The following is a 15,392-nucleotide window of genomic DNA, read 5'->3' on the forward strand; positions in this document are numbered from 1 at the left end:
TGTAGGCTAAGCACCCAGCGCCTTGTCGCATTTCTGCGGTAGGTTTCCGGGCACTCGCCCCCGAACCGGACTTACACCTCTCAGCGTATCCGGCTCTCCACTAATATTGTCAGTCTTACACTTTGCCTAAATGCCTTAACCTATGACAGCTATGACAGAGAGCAACCGTTTTCCTCCGGCGGGCTATCATGTGCAGTTCCCATTTGTCCTTGCCGGGCAAGTCCTTGAGTTTGCGAACATGGTGCATAACCAGATTGTCCGTCGCCCCGCATACCTCGCACTTTTCGGCTTTCAGCCTGTCTATAAGGCTTGTCGCACCCGTGTCCGGCATGTTGTTCGGTAGCTTGTCGAAGTAGGCATCTTCCAAAGGGTTCTTACGTTTGAACCCATCGCTGTAAAAGCACCTTTCAGCCGTTTTGCCATGTTTTAGTGAGTACCTGACGGTAAACACCCCGTTACGCTTGTACTTTTTGCAAATCTTGACAACCGTGGTACGGTATTTCAGGGCAAAGGTTTTGTACATACTGTATTCCATTATGTACTTGAAAGTGTGCATCTCCGAGCAGTTGTTGGCTATCGAGAAGTAGTTGTAAAATCCCCGTATCTCCGCATTGTAGCGGTTAAGGATTTCGAGGTCGTCGTTATTGATGAACTCCAAACGAGCCTTCGGTTTCCATTGCTCCTTACCGTTGTGGGACTTGAATTGAACCACTCCGAGTTCGAGCAACTTCAGTTTCATGGCCTGTGTGGAGAGTTTCAGATACACCTTTTTGTTAAAGGCTCTCTTTAACCGCCCTCGCTTATCCCTCTTGGTCAGGTTGGACTTACGGACGTATATCTCATATCCGAGGAACATGGCCGATTTCTCCGTGTGTGTAATCAGGGTTTTCTCTTCCGACAGTTCGAGGCCGAGTTTATCAGCGAGGAAAATCTTAATATCCTCTTTGATGCGCTTTGCATCCTCTTTACTGCCGATTACCCCGATCAGGAAGTCGTCGGCGTATCGCACGTATTTGAGCCGTCTATATCCGCAGTCCATTTCATCACTGCAAGGAATAAGTGCCCTTTGCTTGTCGAATGCCTTGATCTGTCGGATGACCTCTTTCCTTTCGGATAGGTCAGTTACAGATTTCAGCTTTTGCACGGCAAGTCGTTTCCCATACTCATACTGTATGCGGTCTTTGTTCGGCCCTCTGAAATCCCCTTTGTCGAAGTTGTGGATGTATTCTTTCACGTACTTGTCTAATTTGTCGAGGTATATATTCGCCAGTAGTGGGCTGACGATACCTCCTTGCGGCGTTCCGCTGTAAGTCTTGTGAAATCTCCATTCTTCAACATATCCGGCGTTCAAAAACTTCCGAATCAGTCGGATAAAGCGGTCGTCCGAGATGCGTTCTTTCAGGATGTCGATTAGAACATCATGCTTGATGTTGTCAAAGAATCCTTTAATGTCGCCCTCGATAAACCAACTCGCACCGTTGAAAGTCTTTTGAATCTGGGCAAGTGCGGTGTGGCAACTTCGTTTGGGTCTGAAACCATGCGAGTTGTGTTCAAAACTTCCCTCGTAAATGGCACTCAGAATCATTCTCGTTACCTCTTGCACCAGCTTGTCATTCATTGCCGGTACGCCAAGCGGTCGCATTTTCCCATTTTTCTTCGGGATATACACCCGCCGTGACGGTTGGGGCTGATAGCTTTCGTCTTTCAACGATGCTATCAGTTTTTCAATGCGGTTTAGGCTCATTCCGTCGATGGTCTGACCATCTGCGCCCGGTGTCATGTTGCCCGGCTTCGCATAAATGCGCTCGTAGGCCACATACCACATTTCCTCATTGAACAGAAGCCGGTAAAGACGCTCGTACTTGTAGTTCGAGTCCTTACTATGCTCTGTCAGACTGTTTAATACTCTTGCGGGACTTCTCATAATGTCTCACACATTTTCCGTTAATTGTATTAATAAATATTAGCTGCCGCCCTTCGCCATGTACGAGGCTTTCCCTCGCTCGGACTACTACGGCGGCTCCGTTGCCGTGCCGGATATTCATAGGTCTGCACCTAATAGCCTTTCGGCGTTCCGGTTTAGGCAATCCCCGTTTGCGTGCATAACAACTGTTAGCGTGATAGATTGTCGGATATGGCTTCCGTCCTTTACCGCTTACTGCGGTTGCGCCATGATACGTTCTTGCTCCCTCTCCTCAAGGACTGGAAAAGGAGTATCATGGTACGGCGAGTTCAGCTATCTTACGCCGCAGGTACAACCTGATACCGCTCGGACTACCATTCAATCAATTCGGACTTTATCCTCATATCTATCGTTTCATCATGCTATTCAGTCGCAGTCTCGATAGCTGACTGACTTATAGCTTTTACCGACATGCTACACTCCCTGTCCGGTTTCCCTTTCAGATAAGTCGGTTGATGATAGGTTTTTCAAAGAACACTTACCTAATCTCTTGCTAAAGAGACGTTTGTTATGCCGCCTTGACGGGCGCACCCTTCACCGCGTCAATCTCGAATACGATAAACCGTTTGGAAAGCAGGTCGATATTCTCCGCCGAATTGAGCAGGAAGTCGAAACGCCCGCCCCGGTAATACTGCCTGAGGGTGGTCAGGAAGTTGTCGATATTGAAGTCCTCCCGGCTCACCTTGATCTCCCGCCCGTCCAGTTCCTTGCGGTAATCGTCCCGGATATACTCGTAGAAGGTATTAAAGGACGGCACGATACCACGGTCTGCCGTGATCCGCTGGATATAGGAGGAAACGGCACTGCCGAGTTCCCCGCTCTCGGTCTTGCTTATCCGGTCGTCATCGGATTTCCACAGTGTCAGCAGCAGGGTCTTGATGCTGTCCTTCTTTTCCACGTCGTACTTGTAATCGTCGGTATAGAAAGGGTTAAAACTGATCGGGTTCTCTTCCGTGTACGTGTAATAGATCCCGTCCCGCCCTTTGGTTTTCCGGCGTACCATCTCGCAAAGGCCCTGATACGAGTTACCCGTATCGACCAGGACGACGTGCGTGCCCTGCTCCCAGTATTGTCTTATCATGTGGTTCATGAAAAAGGACTTGCCCGACCCGGAAGGGCCCAACACGAATTTATTCCGGTTGGTGGTTATTCCGCGTTTCATCGGAAGGTCGGAAATATCCACGTGCAGGGGCTTGCCCGAAACCCGGTCGCACATCTTTATACCGAAAGGCGACGGAGAGGACCGATAGTTCGTTTCCTCCGTGAAGAAACATAACGCGGGTTCGATGAACGTGTAAAACGTTTCCTCCGAGGGGAAATCCCCGCCGTTTCCGGGCATACCCGCCCAATAGAGGGTGGCCGCGTCAACGGTATTGTGCCGGGGCTTGCACTCCATCAGTGCCAACTGACTGCCGACATCGTTACGGATATGTTTCAGTTCCTCCGCATCTTCCGACCACGCCATGACATTGAAGTGAGCCCGCACGGAGGTAAGCCCGAAGCTGTGCGCCTCGTTCAAATACTTGTCTATCCATTCCTTATTGATCTGGTTGCCCCGCGAGTAGCGGGAAAGGGAGTGCATATTACGGGCGGATTTCTCAAAACGCCGCAGGTTCTCGGCCGAATCGTCCAGGAAGATGTACTGGTTATAGATATGGTCGCAGGACAGCAGCAGGCCGACAGGCGCGGCGAACGACAAACGGCAGTCGCTCCGGTCGGTGGACAGACGTTCGTAACGCATATCCGTAGCGACCGTTCCCGGCAAGTCCTCCACGTCGGAAACCGTATGCAGGCAGACCTTTTTATCCCCCACCCGCAAACCGTCCGCCCCAAGTTCCATATCCTCCAGGCAGGTCGTGTCATCAAGCGACAGGGCAAAGTATTTTTCCACCAGCCCCGCACTTTCCGGCGTGCCCGTTATTTCCTCTGATGTCAGCCGGGTTAATCTCACAAAACCGCTGTCGTTTACGATACGCTCGAACTGGCCGGACGCCTCCAGGAATCTTACCGTTGTGTCCCTGTTTACCTCCCTGGGGATGATGTTTCCCCGGCAAAGGCTCGAAAAGGAGGACTGCATACGCATCCGTTCTTTTGTCGTCTTTGTCAGGTAGAGGAAACAGGTATGGTTTAAATAGGGCCGCTCGTTAAAATGCCGCTCGAAGCTGCGGGAGAGGAAACTCATATCTCCCTGATCGGCGGCGGGCCGGTAGTTTTCCCGTATAAACCAATCCTGCTTATGGATAACGGTATAATCGGGAAGCACCTTTACGGCCTTGTTCCAGGCGGAGTGTATCGCCTCGTACTCGGCACCGGTCACCGTATAGAGTTCCGGCAGATCCACCCGGTAGGCTACCGTGATGTCCGCGTCCTTGCTGATGATGCAATCCCCCTCGACGACCAGCAGCGGGAACTTGCTCTCGATCGTGGCGGCTTTCATTACGTTACGCATGGGCCGCCTCCTTTCTCTTCGGGCATCGGAACAGGAGGCGTGCGTTGCGCCGGTTGATAAGGTAACGCGGATGACGGCTTTTGGCCATGATCTTCATTAATCCGTGTTCCCCGTACCGGGCGTTCAGGCGGAAAGTAAACCATACCAGCACCGAGGCGGCGACGAGTCCGAAACCGATACATATCCATTGGCCGATACCGATCATGTACATGATGATAAAGACCACGAATACGGATAGCAGGCCTCCCGCGAAGATGAACAGATATTGCGATTTAAGTCCCCTGAACTCGACGCTTTTTCCAATACCCTTATTTACATTATACTCCATAACTTACAGTGTATAATATTGGCTTACAGGAAGAAGGAACGAAGAATCGTTGCCGCTACGATTAAGAAAATACATGCGCCAAACCAACTGGCGGCGGTTTTTGCGGTGTCGGGATCGCCGGACGAGAATTTACCGTAGACCTTGACGCCGCCGATTAAGCCGACGACCGCGCCGATCGCATAGATCAGCTTTGTGCCCGGATCAAAATAGGAGGACACCATATTGGTGGCGTCGGTAATGCCGCCTACTCCGTTGCCTTGCGCGAAGGCGTTCGCCGCGGCAGCCATAAGAACGACCGCCGACAAAAAGAATTTCTTTTTATTCATTGCTTGATTTTTTAAAGGCGGCAGGGGGTGGGATGATTCCCCTGACCGCCGAGATTCTTGTTTACTGATTACTTCTCTGATTTTTTTAATGGTCGAACGGCGCGAGGCTATCCGTAATCTCTCTGTTTCATTGTTTCTTACTTTTTTGATTTTACTTAATTCAGGCAAAGCCGCGCACGTCAAAATCGGCAGGGGCTTTTACCGCCGGTGCGGGGTCGGCTTCCCGCAGGCGGTAGTAGGCGGCGAAGTAGTCGTCCATAAGGGCGGACACCACTTTCTTTTTAGGCTCGTCAGGCGCGATCTGGCCTATTATGTCAGTCATCCGCACCTCGGCAAGTACCCGCCCGGCTTCCTCTCTTTCCCGTGGGGTGGCACACCCGGCGTTCGCCACCATCCGCGCCATTCCCGCCAGTTCCTCGAAGCCGATGCCCGTTGCCCGGCCACCCGCGCTTTCATCCTCCGTCCCTTCGGTTTCCCAAACATCCAAATCCCCTTCTTCCCCGGTATCTGATTCCCCCTCCGGCTCGTTTTCGATAACTATATCTATCTCGCCTGAATCAGCTTCCGAGTTTTCGGGAACAGTGCCCGTTTCACCTGCGGGTCGAAGGACTGCCGCCGGAATGCCCCGCGGGTCGGTTTGCCCGTTATCGCCTGCAAATATAACCGCATTTTCAATCGCTTTTTCATTGATTTCCAAAGTGGTAGCTTGTGGCTGCGAGTGGCGCAGGGTAAATTTGCTTTTTCCGATTATATCCTCTTTCGGGACAGGGTGGAAGAGGTTATAACCCTTTTTTCGTGCGGTGTTCTTCCCGCGCTTTACCTTTCGCTCCCACAACAGGTAAATTACAACCACAAGGGCGTACAACAGAATCGCATAGATGAAATATCGTCCCATGGCTATACATTATTATAACAGGTCGCCCTGACGTTCACGGTACAGTGCGTTGATTTCCTCTTTATGGAGTTGTAGATGTTCATTCATTACCGTATCAATGTAGCCACCGACGGTTATATCATTTCCGGCATCGGCCAAAGCCCTGACAAGTTTCGTGATAACCGAATGTACCTCATGGCTGATATAGACACATTGACGCAACTTCATTTCATTGCGTTTTATGAATGTCTCTTTATAGTTTGCCACCTGGGTGCGTTTACGCTTGGACCGCTCCCGCTCTTTTGCCCCCTCGCTCTCCTTTTCAATCTCCGGCAATGGTTCGGATACCAACTCCGGTTCCGACAGGGGATCCGGAGCCGGCACGGGAGAGGTTACCCGGTTACTCTTTTTGGCCTGACCGATAACCATTGCCGCATCAATACCCGATGTATCCACTTTTTTACTCATGGCAGTCATTTAAAGAGTCCTAAAAGTTCATCTGCCAGTACATCCAGGTTGGACCCTTTCACAAGGGATTTATCTGCCGGGAACAGCGTAGACCGGAATAGGGATTTATGGCTTGCGGATTGTTCGCGCCGAAAGCGTTTGCTGTCCGGGATAAACGTTTTAAGCAAGGGTAAATCCAATTCCTTAATTACCGATTCATAGACTTCGTACAGTTCTGATTTCTCCCTCCCGTCCACAAGATTCCAAAGAAGGTAAATACCCTTAATATTGGATTTTCCGGTATTGACTATGTTATCTCTCACGGAAATAAGATAATCCAGGGTACTTTCCAGCACAAGGCGGTCGGCGGAAATAGGAGCCACGATATAATCCATACTCGCAATAGTACGTACCAGACCTTCGTTATTCAATGTTCCGGGCAGGTCGAAAAATATAAAATCATAATCTCCTTCTTTTATCAGATCCTCGGCTTCATTCAGCGCTTCTTTCGTATCACTTTCAATCACCGGATAGGCTTTCTTTTCTTCCAAACGCAGAAACTGTTCATACAGCATCCCTTTATAATACTCATCATTTTCGCAGGTTTTAAAATCCCGCTCGCGCATTTCGGCGATCGAATGCTGCGGATAATCGCAGTCGATCACGGCTACCGTATAGCCTTTGACATAATGCAGGTAACTTGCAACCAAAACGGTAAGTGTGGTTTTACCCGCTCCACCCTTCTGTGTAGAGAAAGCTACATACATCGGTTCTTTTTTACTTTCTTGATTTTCCATTGTTCCAATGTTTTTAATTGTTATTGAATTATTTTACCGTACCATTCAATCGGCACTTTTTTAAACCAGTTTATAAATAGCAAGACAAGGCTTCATTTATTCGTTTCGGTTCTGACGGACACCCTTTAGCCGATACGACAGTACAGCAGTACGACAATACGACAATACGGGAGTCTGGACTTCAATCTCCAACTAACTGTTTCCCGACCTGTTTACTCATTAATCGCCCTGCCAAATCAAATCATTAATTCATTTCCCAAGGCAAATAAAACACTTCTTTTTGGCACTTTCACTATGTTTTTTTGAGGTGGTCGCTTGTGGCTTTGAGTGGCACACTTCTTTATGATACAGCGTATTAGATAAGCCGATAACTTTGCGGCATGAAACGTTACGGCTAATCGTCCGGGGCATTTTAAGTTGTAGTACCCCTCCCTACAACACCCTTCCCGGAACAAATCTTACCCGTTAATATGAAGGGTAATCTTTGCCCCTCCGCAGGGCAAAATCCATTTGCATTTGGGCAAATAGCAAGATGTGTTATTTGCATCGCAAAACAAGTTTTGCAGCAAATAACCTCTTGCCCCTGCCGGGGGGGCGTCGCTACCTTCCGAAGTCAGTCGCTTGATTGGACGGCCGGGCCGTAACGGATTTATGTATCACTTAAAAAAATCCGTGTTATGAATCAAAAGAATGTACCCCGCAAGCGGGGTAAAGGGGGACGCCCCCCGAAAGACGATCCGGCGTTCCGCCGTCTGACTGTGAACCTGACCGGGCAGCAACACGCCGCTTTTCTCTCCATGTATGAACAATCGGGACTCGCCTCGCTCTCCGCTTTTATCGCCGCCCGTATCTTCGGTGACGAGTTCCGGGTAGTGAAAACGGACGCAACGGCACTGGAATTCGTCACCAAGCTGACCGCTTTTTACGGGCAGATCCGTGCGATCGGGACGAATTACAACCAGGTCGTTAAACAGCTTCACACCGTTTTCGGGGAGAAAAAAGCGTTGTCGTTGCTCTATAAACTGGAGCAACAGACTATCGAACTGGCCGGGATCGGACGCCTAGTACTGGCACTTTGCGAGGATTTCAAAGCCAAAATAGGATAACGGTATGGTGGCAAAAATCAATCACGGGAGCAACTTATACGGCGCGCTGGCTTACAACCAACAGAAAGTGGACGGGGATAAAGGGAAGGTTTTGGGGTGCAATTTAGTCCTGGAACCTGCCGACGGGAAGTTCAACGCGTATTCCTGCGCGGAGGATTTCGAGCGTTTCATGCCTTCGCATATACGAACGAAAAAGCCCGTCGTACATATCTCGCTCAATCCCCACCGGGACGACAAGCTGACCGACGCGCAGCTCGCCGACCTGGGACGGCGGTATCTCGAACGCCTGGGCTACGGTGACCAGCCGTATATGATCTTCAAACATGAGGATATAGACCGCCGGCATATCCACCTGGTCACTACCCGCGTGAAAACGGACGGTTCCCTTGTACCCGACAAATTCGAGAAAGACCGAAGCACCCGGATTGTGGCGCAGTTGGAAAAGGACTTTAGCCTGATACCGGCCAAGGGGCAGAAGCAGGGCGAGGCGTGGCGGCTCACCCCGGTAGACGCTGCGGCGGGGAATCTTAAAAAGCAAATTTCCGGGGTTATAAAGCCGCTTTCGGAAATGTACCGTTTCCAATCCTTTGCCGAATACCGAGCCCTGCTCTCCTTATATAATATAGGTATAGAGAAAGTCGAGGGGAATAACAAGGGGAACAGATACGAAGGGCTGGTTTACTCGGCCCTGGATGCTGACGGAAAACGTGCAGGCAAGCCGCTTAAATCCTCCCTTTGGGGAAAAACGGCAGGCATCGCCGCGCTGGACAAACGTATGAAGGAATCCGGTGAGATGATAAAGTCAGGAAAGGCAGTTGCCGGGACAAAGGCCACAGTAGCCGAGGCCCTGCAAAATGCCCGTACCGAAAGCCAGTTACGGGAAGCCCTGCAAAAGAAAGGTATCGACCTGGTATTGCGTCGAAATGATACGGGCCGCATATACGGGGCTACTTTCATCGACCATAACAGCCGCACGGTGACAAACGGCTCCCGTCTGGGAAAGGAGTTTTCGGCCAATGCCCTGAACGAACGCTTTGCTAATGATACGCACCGTGAGGATCTGCACGCTCCGGCGCGGAAGCCTGCGACCTCCCCCGCCGGTAAGAAGTCCGTAACGGAACTGCCGGACATGATCGCTGCGGGCGGCCTGCTCTCCGTATTTACGCCCGAATTTGAAGGGCAAAATGAAAATCCGCCCGCACCCCGTCGCCGGAAAAAGAAGAAACGGCGGTACGGCAGGCAGATGTAAACGACAAGTATTTCAAACCATTAAAATTTTAAGATTATGCAAAATGAAGATGATCTTCGCGGACTGGCTAAAGTCATGGACTTTATGCGTGCCCTATCCATATTGTTCGTAGTGATTAACGTCTACTGGTTCTGTTACGGGGCCATACATGAGTGGGGAATCAATATCGGGGTAATAGATAAAATCCTGATGAATTTTAACCGTACCGCCGGACTTTTTACCTCAATCCTCTGGACGAAACTTTTCGCGGTGGTTTTTCTCGCGCTTTCCTGCCTCGGGACACGGGGCGTCAAAAACGAGAAGATAACTTGGGCGAAAATTATTGCCGCCCTTACCGCGGGCTTTATCCTGTTTTTCCTGAACTGGTGGCTGCTCTCCCTGCCGCTCCCGCCGGAAGTCAATGCGGGATTTTACGTCTTTACAATGACCGCCAGTTATATCCTGCTGCTCATGGGCGGTATATGGCTTTCCCGCCTGCTGAAAAACAATATGTTCGACGATGTATTCAATACCGAGAACGAATCGTTCATGCAGGAAACGAGGTTGATAGAGAATGAATACTCCGTGAATCTGCCGACCCGGTTCTACTATAAAAAGAAGTGGCACAAGGGTTTCGCCAATGTCGTTTCAATTTTTCGTGCGTCCATCGTTCTGGGAACGCCCGGTTCCGGCAAGAGTTACTGTGTGGTCAATCAGTACATCAAGCAGAATATAGAGAAAGGATTCGCCATGTACATCTATGATTTCAAATATCCCGACCTGTCCACCATTGCCTATAACCATCTTTTGAACAACCGGGAGGGGTACGCCAAAACACCCACGTTTTACGTGATTAATTTTGACGACCCTTCCCGTTCGCACCGCTGTAACCCGATCAATCCCGCCTTCATGGAGGATATTTCGGATGCCTACGAGTCCAGCTATACGATCATGTTAAATCTGAATCGCACCTGGGTAAGCAAGCAGGGCGACTTCTTTGTCGAGTCACCGATCATTTTATTCGCGGCGATTATCTGGTTCTTGCGGATATATAAAGACGGGAAATATTGCACGTTCCCCCACGCAGTCGAGTTCCTGAATAAACCCTATGAGAAAATCTTTCCGATTCTCACCTCATACCCGGAACTGGAAAATTACCTGTCGCCCTTTATGGATGCATGGCTCGGTGGGGCGGCCGACCAGCTCCAGGGGCAAATCGCAAGTGCGAAAATCCCGCTCTCGCGCATGATCTCCCCACAGCTTTATTGGGTCATGAGCGGCGATGAGTTCAGCCTGGATATAAATAACCCGGACGACCCGAAAATACTTGTCGTCGGCAACAACCCCGACCGGCAGAACATATACGGGGCGGCATTGGGGTTATATAACAGCCGTATCGTAAAGCTCATCAACAAGAAAGGACAGCTAAAGTGCAGTGTCATAATAGACGAGCTACCGACTATTTACTTTAAAGGACTGGACAATTTGATTGCCACCGCACGAAGCAACAAGGTTGCCGTGCTACTCGGTTTCCAGGACTTTTCGCAGCTAAAGCGCGATTACGGGGACAAGGAGGCCGCCGTCGTGATGAACACCGTAGGCAACATCTTCTCGGGGCAGGTTGTAGGAGATACGGCGAAAACACTCTCCGACCGCTTCGGGAAGGTATTGCAGAAACGCCAGTCCATGACCATTAACCACAATGATAAATCAACCTCCATTTCCACACAAATGGACAGCCTCATACCTCCGTCGAAAATATCCAATCTGACCCAGGGTATGTTCGTCGGGGCGGTGGCGGACAGCTTTTCGGAGCGGATAGAGCAAAAGATTTTTCATGCCGAGATCGTGGTGGATAATGAGCGGGTAGCCGCAGAGGAAAAGGCTTATAAGAAAATACCCGTCATCACGGACTTTACCGACGAGAACGGCGTGGACAGGATGAAAGAACAGATACAGGAGAATTACGAGCGTATCAGAGCCGAGGCCAGGCAGATAGTCGAGGATGAGATACAGCGAATAAAGGATGATCCGGACCTTTGCCACTTGTTACCGAAAGAGGAATAAAGACAATTAGAGCCGCAAAAATGCGGCTCTAATTATTTTAAGTAAAATCCCTATTATAGTACTTTATCTAATTAACAACAACAGCATTATTAGCCGCTTCATTCATAACTTCCTCCAATGTGCTGGCATTAGACAATTTAGCACGTTCAATCTTTAATTTTTCCAAGAGATATTTTAACCGTCTCTCCACCTCATTAGTTATTTCGCTCCATTTCTTTACATATAGACAATAATTATCGTGTTTACGCAGTAGCCCTGATTCTTGATTTTGAATATCTGCCTTTACTATATTATCATAATCTTGCCCAATAAGATAAAAAGACCAATATTCATTTTGATCATTAAAGGAATCAACATTCAAAATAACATCAATATACTGCTTTAGCTGTGTAACTTCTTTCGATGTGAGTTTCTTAATTGTCGTTGGATTCTTAATCTCAACAATAACATTGTGAGGCTTGCCGTCTCTAAAATCAGTTCCAGCTAAAAATAAATCCATCTCTTTATATTTATCAGGATGATCTATAAATTCTTTTTCTGTAACACCGCGTAGAATATAAACATATTTCCTTAGAGCTTCTTCAAATTTAACCTCTTCAGCACAAACCAGTCTATATTCTTCTCCAAAAATCCAATAATGCTTTTCTATAAATTTTTGAAGATGATCTCTTTCATTTGCTTTCAATTCGTGATTAAAAACAAGTTTCTTCAAAGTTTCAAGAGTCAATAATCTATCCGATATTAGTTTTATAGTGGATATAACTTGCTTAAGACGAGTTGTTTCCAAAATTTTAGCAAACTCTTTTCTGTCATTTGAGTCTAATTCTACGACTGCATCCAATATTTTAAACAAATTATCTCTTTCTCCCGAATCCATTACAAGATTTAGGAGTTCTAAAAATACCCTCTTTTGCTCTTTATTCAATTTCATAAATACAGCAGGCTCAACTTCGTATAAGCCTTTTACTAAATCTTCCAAACCTTGTTTACGAGCTTTATCCCATTCGTTGTCGCTAAATACAGGAAATACCTTTTCTTCCTCATATTTGTTCACTAAAGCAACAGCTTGCTGTCTTAGAAATGGTCGTCTTTTACCTCTAAGAAAATCATTAAGTTTCTCAACCAAATCCTTAAACAATTTCCGATCTGCTACCTCACTAAATAATTTTCTTTGAGCAGTATTTTCATCCTCAATATCACAATTTATTTCATTAAAAAAATCATCAATAACAATTACACTGTGCCAAAATTTATCTCCTTTCTTATTCAATAAGGTGGTTTTTGTATTTTTTAATTCCAAATCATTATTAAGAAAATAGAATCTGGAATATTCATCATTCATTTTTGTATTCCACTGTATATACTTGCAATTGAACGTTTTTTTCTGATTATACAGTCCACTGGCAACGACTGGAAAATTCTCGTTTTTCTCTATTATTGAAGAATAATCTAACTCTGTATCATTAATAAATATTTTATATTCGTCTTTAAGTTCAAGAAACCAAGCAAATTCAGCCTTCAAATAAGGAATAAGGACTTGCTCAATAAAAGAAGTTGAGATAGCTGACGTAATTTCATTAAATATAACACACGTTCCTGTTTCGGGTTCTTGTGATTTAATTGGAATTGTCGGAGTATAATCCTTTAGATTATCGTTACTTATATCTATCTCATATGACATTATGTCATTCCCTTTTTGATAAAAAGTTTGCCATTGGGCGAAACGAGCAAATTTATGGAATGTAAAACGCCCATATCCATTTTTTCCGCGCGTCAAATCGGCATTATTATCATTGGCTATGCTTTTTTGAGATTCATAAAACTGCTTAAACTTACTTGGTAACTCTTCATAACATATCCCTATACCATTATCACAAACTCTGATTTCTTTTACCGTATCAAACTCCTGGTTATCAAATTCAAAATTTATTTTTACAATCGTAGCTTTAGCATCAAATCCATTCCATACATATTCTGAAATAGCACGCTCCGGCGTGTATTTATTCAGCATTTTACGGATTCCATTAGACGTAATCTCTACAGACTCAACAGTTTGTGATTTCATAATTTATAATTTACTAATGAGTTACAAAGATATATGATTTAGTTGAGAATATTAGAAAAACGACAATTCAAGTGGTCTTTTGTTTCAAAACTTTAACGCCACTCCCAGTCACAAGCTGCCACCCTTCAAAACCCTTGCAATCAATTCATTACTAAGCCATATCTTCGTTCCGCATTAATAGTGATGCAGAATTAAAAACCATTTTAATCATGGACGAGAACATCAAAAACGAAGAGCCTAAAGTCTTACTGGCCAAAGGCGAGGACGGCAAGCTGAAAGCCGTCAGCGGAATGGAGAAAGACGGTAAATTGAACACCGTCGATCCCACTAAAGAGAACGCGGACAAATTCTTTCAGATCAATCCCAGCGGAAACCTGATAGAGAATTTCATGCAGAAATTTTCCGGGCAATACCGGCAACCGTCACACACGGGGCTTTATGCCGTTGCCGGGAGCGCGGTCGATAAGATTGCGGCTTTCCTGGACAAGATCATCAAGATGAATCCCGACGACAAGGTGCTTGTACCCTACAAGGTAAAAACCGACGGGCAGATGCAGGAACAGTCCCCGGGAAAGTACCAACCACTCGACCTGAATAAAGTCGACTGGAAGGATGCCGAAAAGCTGGGGCTTTCGGGCGATCAGTTACAGGACACGCTCAAAGCTATGGCATACGGGCATAAATCCCCCGGTCTGGTGGATATTAAGGCCGAGATTAACGGACAGGAAATAACGGTCAAAGCCCGGCTTTCCTTGCAGGAACAACCCGACGGCTCCATCAAGATCCAAACACATCCCTTTCAGGAACAGCCCGATTTCGAGAGTCCCTATATGGGGGTAAAATTCACGCCGGAGGATATAGAGCAGTTCAAACAGACGGGTAACGGCGGACGGGTATTCGATTTGGAGCCCGTACCCGGAGGCGAGAAAATACCCTCGCTTATCTCACTTGACAAGCTGACCAACCGCTTCGAGTACATACCTACTTCCGAGGTCAAGATCGGCCCGACCATAAAAAATGCCGTACTCTCCCAAGAACAGATAACCACATTTGAACATGGCGGAAGTATATTGATAAAGGGCATGGACAAACGGGTAAAACCGGGCGAGGAGCCGTCCAAGATAGACCGTATAGGACAATTCAACGCCGCCAACCGTAACATAGATTTCCGCTTTACGCCTGAACAGATACAGCAGTATCAACAGGAACGGCAGGCCAGACGGGAACAAGCCGAAGAGAATGGCCCGCTGAAAGCCCGTAAAGTCGGGGATATTTGGATTCGCCCTGTTCAGGGCGGCGTGGAACTGACCCGCGAACAGTTCCAAAAAGTTTGTAAAGGCATACCGGTATGGGTGGAAGGTATGCAACAAGCCCCACCCAAACAGAAAGAGGGGGCACAACAGATCGAGACAGCCGACTGGAAAGGACAGAAATACAACGCCTGGGTATGGCCCGACCCGGAAAGGGGGCATGTGCGCCATACCTCGAAACATCCCGACGTATTACGGGCGGGACGCAAGGTCACACCCGCGGACAGCCACAAAACGCAAGTGGCCGTGAACAACGAGGGCAAGACCAACGAAGCCACCAAGCACGCCCAAAGTAAAGGCGAGCCGTTGAAGTCCGGGCAGACTAATCCCACTGCCCGACAAGACGAGAAGAAAAAAGAGCGGGAGCAGAAGCAATCCCCCGCAGCCCCCAAGAAAAGCACGGGCAAGGGACGCAAAATGTAATCCCGATTA

At 47.7% G+C, this 15,392-nt stretch carries 11 protein-coding genes and 1 pseudogene; 4 read left to right on the forward strand and 8 right to left on the reverse strand.

Annotated features, from left to right (window positions below; genetic code table 11):
• Positions 1-115: 115 nt before the first annotated feature.
• From ltrA to DXB63_RS10545, 7 genes and pseudogenes are all read right to left on the reverse strand, one after another.
• A complete protein-coding gene (gene ltrA, locus DXB63_RS10515) occupies positions 116-1,924 on the reverse strand; it encodes a group II intron reverse transcriptase/maturase (RefSeq protein WP_122126378.1) in 1,809 nt (602 codons plus the stop codon).
• A gap of 571 nt (positions 1,925-2,495) precedes the next feature.
• Positions 2,496-4,412: pseudogene (locus tag DXB63_RS10520) on the reverse strand (TraG family conjugative transposon ATPase); the annotation flags it as partial.
• Positions 4,405-4,740 (reverse strand): DUF4133 domain-containing protein, encoded by a 336-nt coding sequence (locus DXB63_RS10525; RefSeq protein WP_122126380.1) that lies wholly within the window; start codon positions 4,738-4,740, stop codon positions 4,405-4,407. The gene DXB63_RS10525 and the pseudogene DXB63_RS10520, both read right to left, overlap by 8 nt.
• Before the next feature lie 23 nt (positions 4,741-4,763).
• Complete coding sequence (locus DXB63_RS10530) at positions 4,764-5,066, reverse strand: DUF4134 domain-containing protein (protein WP_122126476.1); 303 nt, start codon at positions 5,064-5,066, stop codon at positions 4,764-4,766.
• 160 nt (positions 5,067-5,226) lie between these two features.
• Positions 5,227-5,961, reverse strand: coding sequence for a hypothetical protein (locus DXB63_RS10535; protein ID WP_122126381.1), 735 nt, complete (start codon positions 5,959-5,961; stop codon positions 5,227-5,229).
• A gap of 12 nt (positions 5,962-5,973) precedes the next feature.
• The gene (locus DXB63_RS10540; protein ID WP_233522845.1) at positions 5,974-6,408 is read right to left on the reverse strand and encodes a DUF3408 domain-containing protein; all 435 of its coding nucleotides are present in this window, start codon (positions 6,406-6,408) and stop codon (positions 5,974-5,976) included.
• Between the two features lie 5 nt (positions 6,409-6,413).
• Positions 6,414-7,184 (reverse strand): ParA family protein, encoded by a 771-nt coding sequence (locus DXB63_RS10545; RefSeq protein ID WP_122126383.1) that lies wholly within the window; start codon positions 7,182-7,184, stop codon positions 6,414-6,416.
• 677 nt (positions 7,185-7,861) lie between these two features.
• On the opposite strand from DXB63_RS10545, the gene mobA reads away from it, so the two are divergent.
• The 3 genes from mobA to mobC are packed head-to-tail and all read left to right on the forward strand — an operon-like array spanning position 7,862 to position 11,585.
• Entirely contained in the window at positions 7,862-8,290 is a 429-nt protein-coding gene (mobA, locus tag DXB63_RS10550) for a conjugal transfer protein MobA (RefSeq protein ID WP_122126384.1), read from the forward strand.
• A 4-nt stretch (positions 8,291-8,294) separates the two neighbouring features.
• A complete protein-coding gene (gene mobB, locus DXB63_RS10555; protein ID WP_122126385.1) occupies positions 8,295-9,539 on the forward strand; it encodes a conjugal transfer protein MobB in 1,245 nt (414 codons plus the stop codon).
• 36 nt (positions 9,540-9,575) lie between these two features.
• Complete coding sequence (mobC, locus tag DXB63_RS10560) at positions 9,576-11,585, forward strand: conjugal transfer protein MobC (RefSeq protein ID WP_122126386.1); 2,010 nt, start codon at positions 9,576-9,578, stop codon at positions 11,583-11,585.
• 67 nt (positions 11,586-11,652) lie between these two features.
• On the opposite strand, the gene DXB63_RS10565 is transcribed toward mobC, so the two are convergent.
• Positions 11,653-13,650 carry an ATP-binding protein gene (locus DXB63_RS10565; protein ID WP_122126387.1) on the reverse strand — a complete coding sequence of 666 codons (1,998 nt, stop codon included), beginning with the start codon at positions 13,648-13,650 and terminating at the stop codon, positions 11,653-11,655.
• Positions 13,651-13,859: 209 nt separating this feature from the next.
• Between DXB63_RS10565 and DXB63_RS10570 the strand changes: the two genes are divergently transcribed.
• Positions 13,860-15,383, forward strand: a complete 1,524-nt coding sequence (locus DXB63_RS10570) for a DUF4099 domain-containing protein (RefSeq protein WP_122126388.1) — start codon at positions 13,860-13,862, stop codon at positions 15,381-15,383.
• The last annotated feature ends 9 nt before the right edge of the window (positions 15,384-15,392 follow it).

The sequence above is a fragment of the Bacteroides sp. OM05-12 genome, assembly GCF_003438995.1.
Lineage (GTDB): Bacteria > Bacteroidota > Bacteroidia > Bacteroidales > Bacteroidaceae > Bacteroides.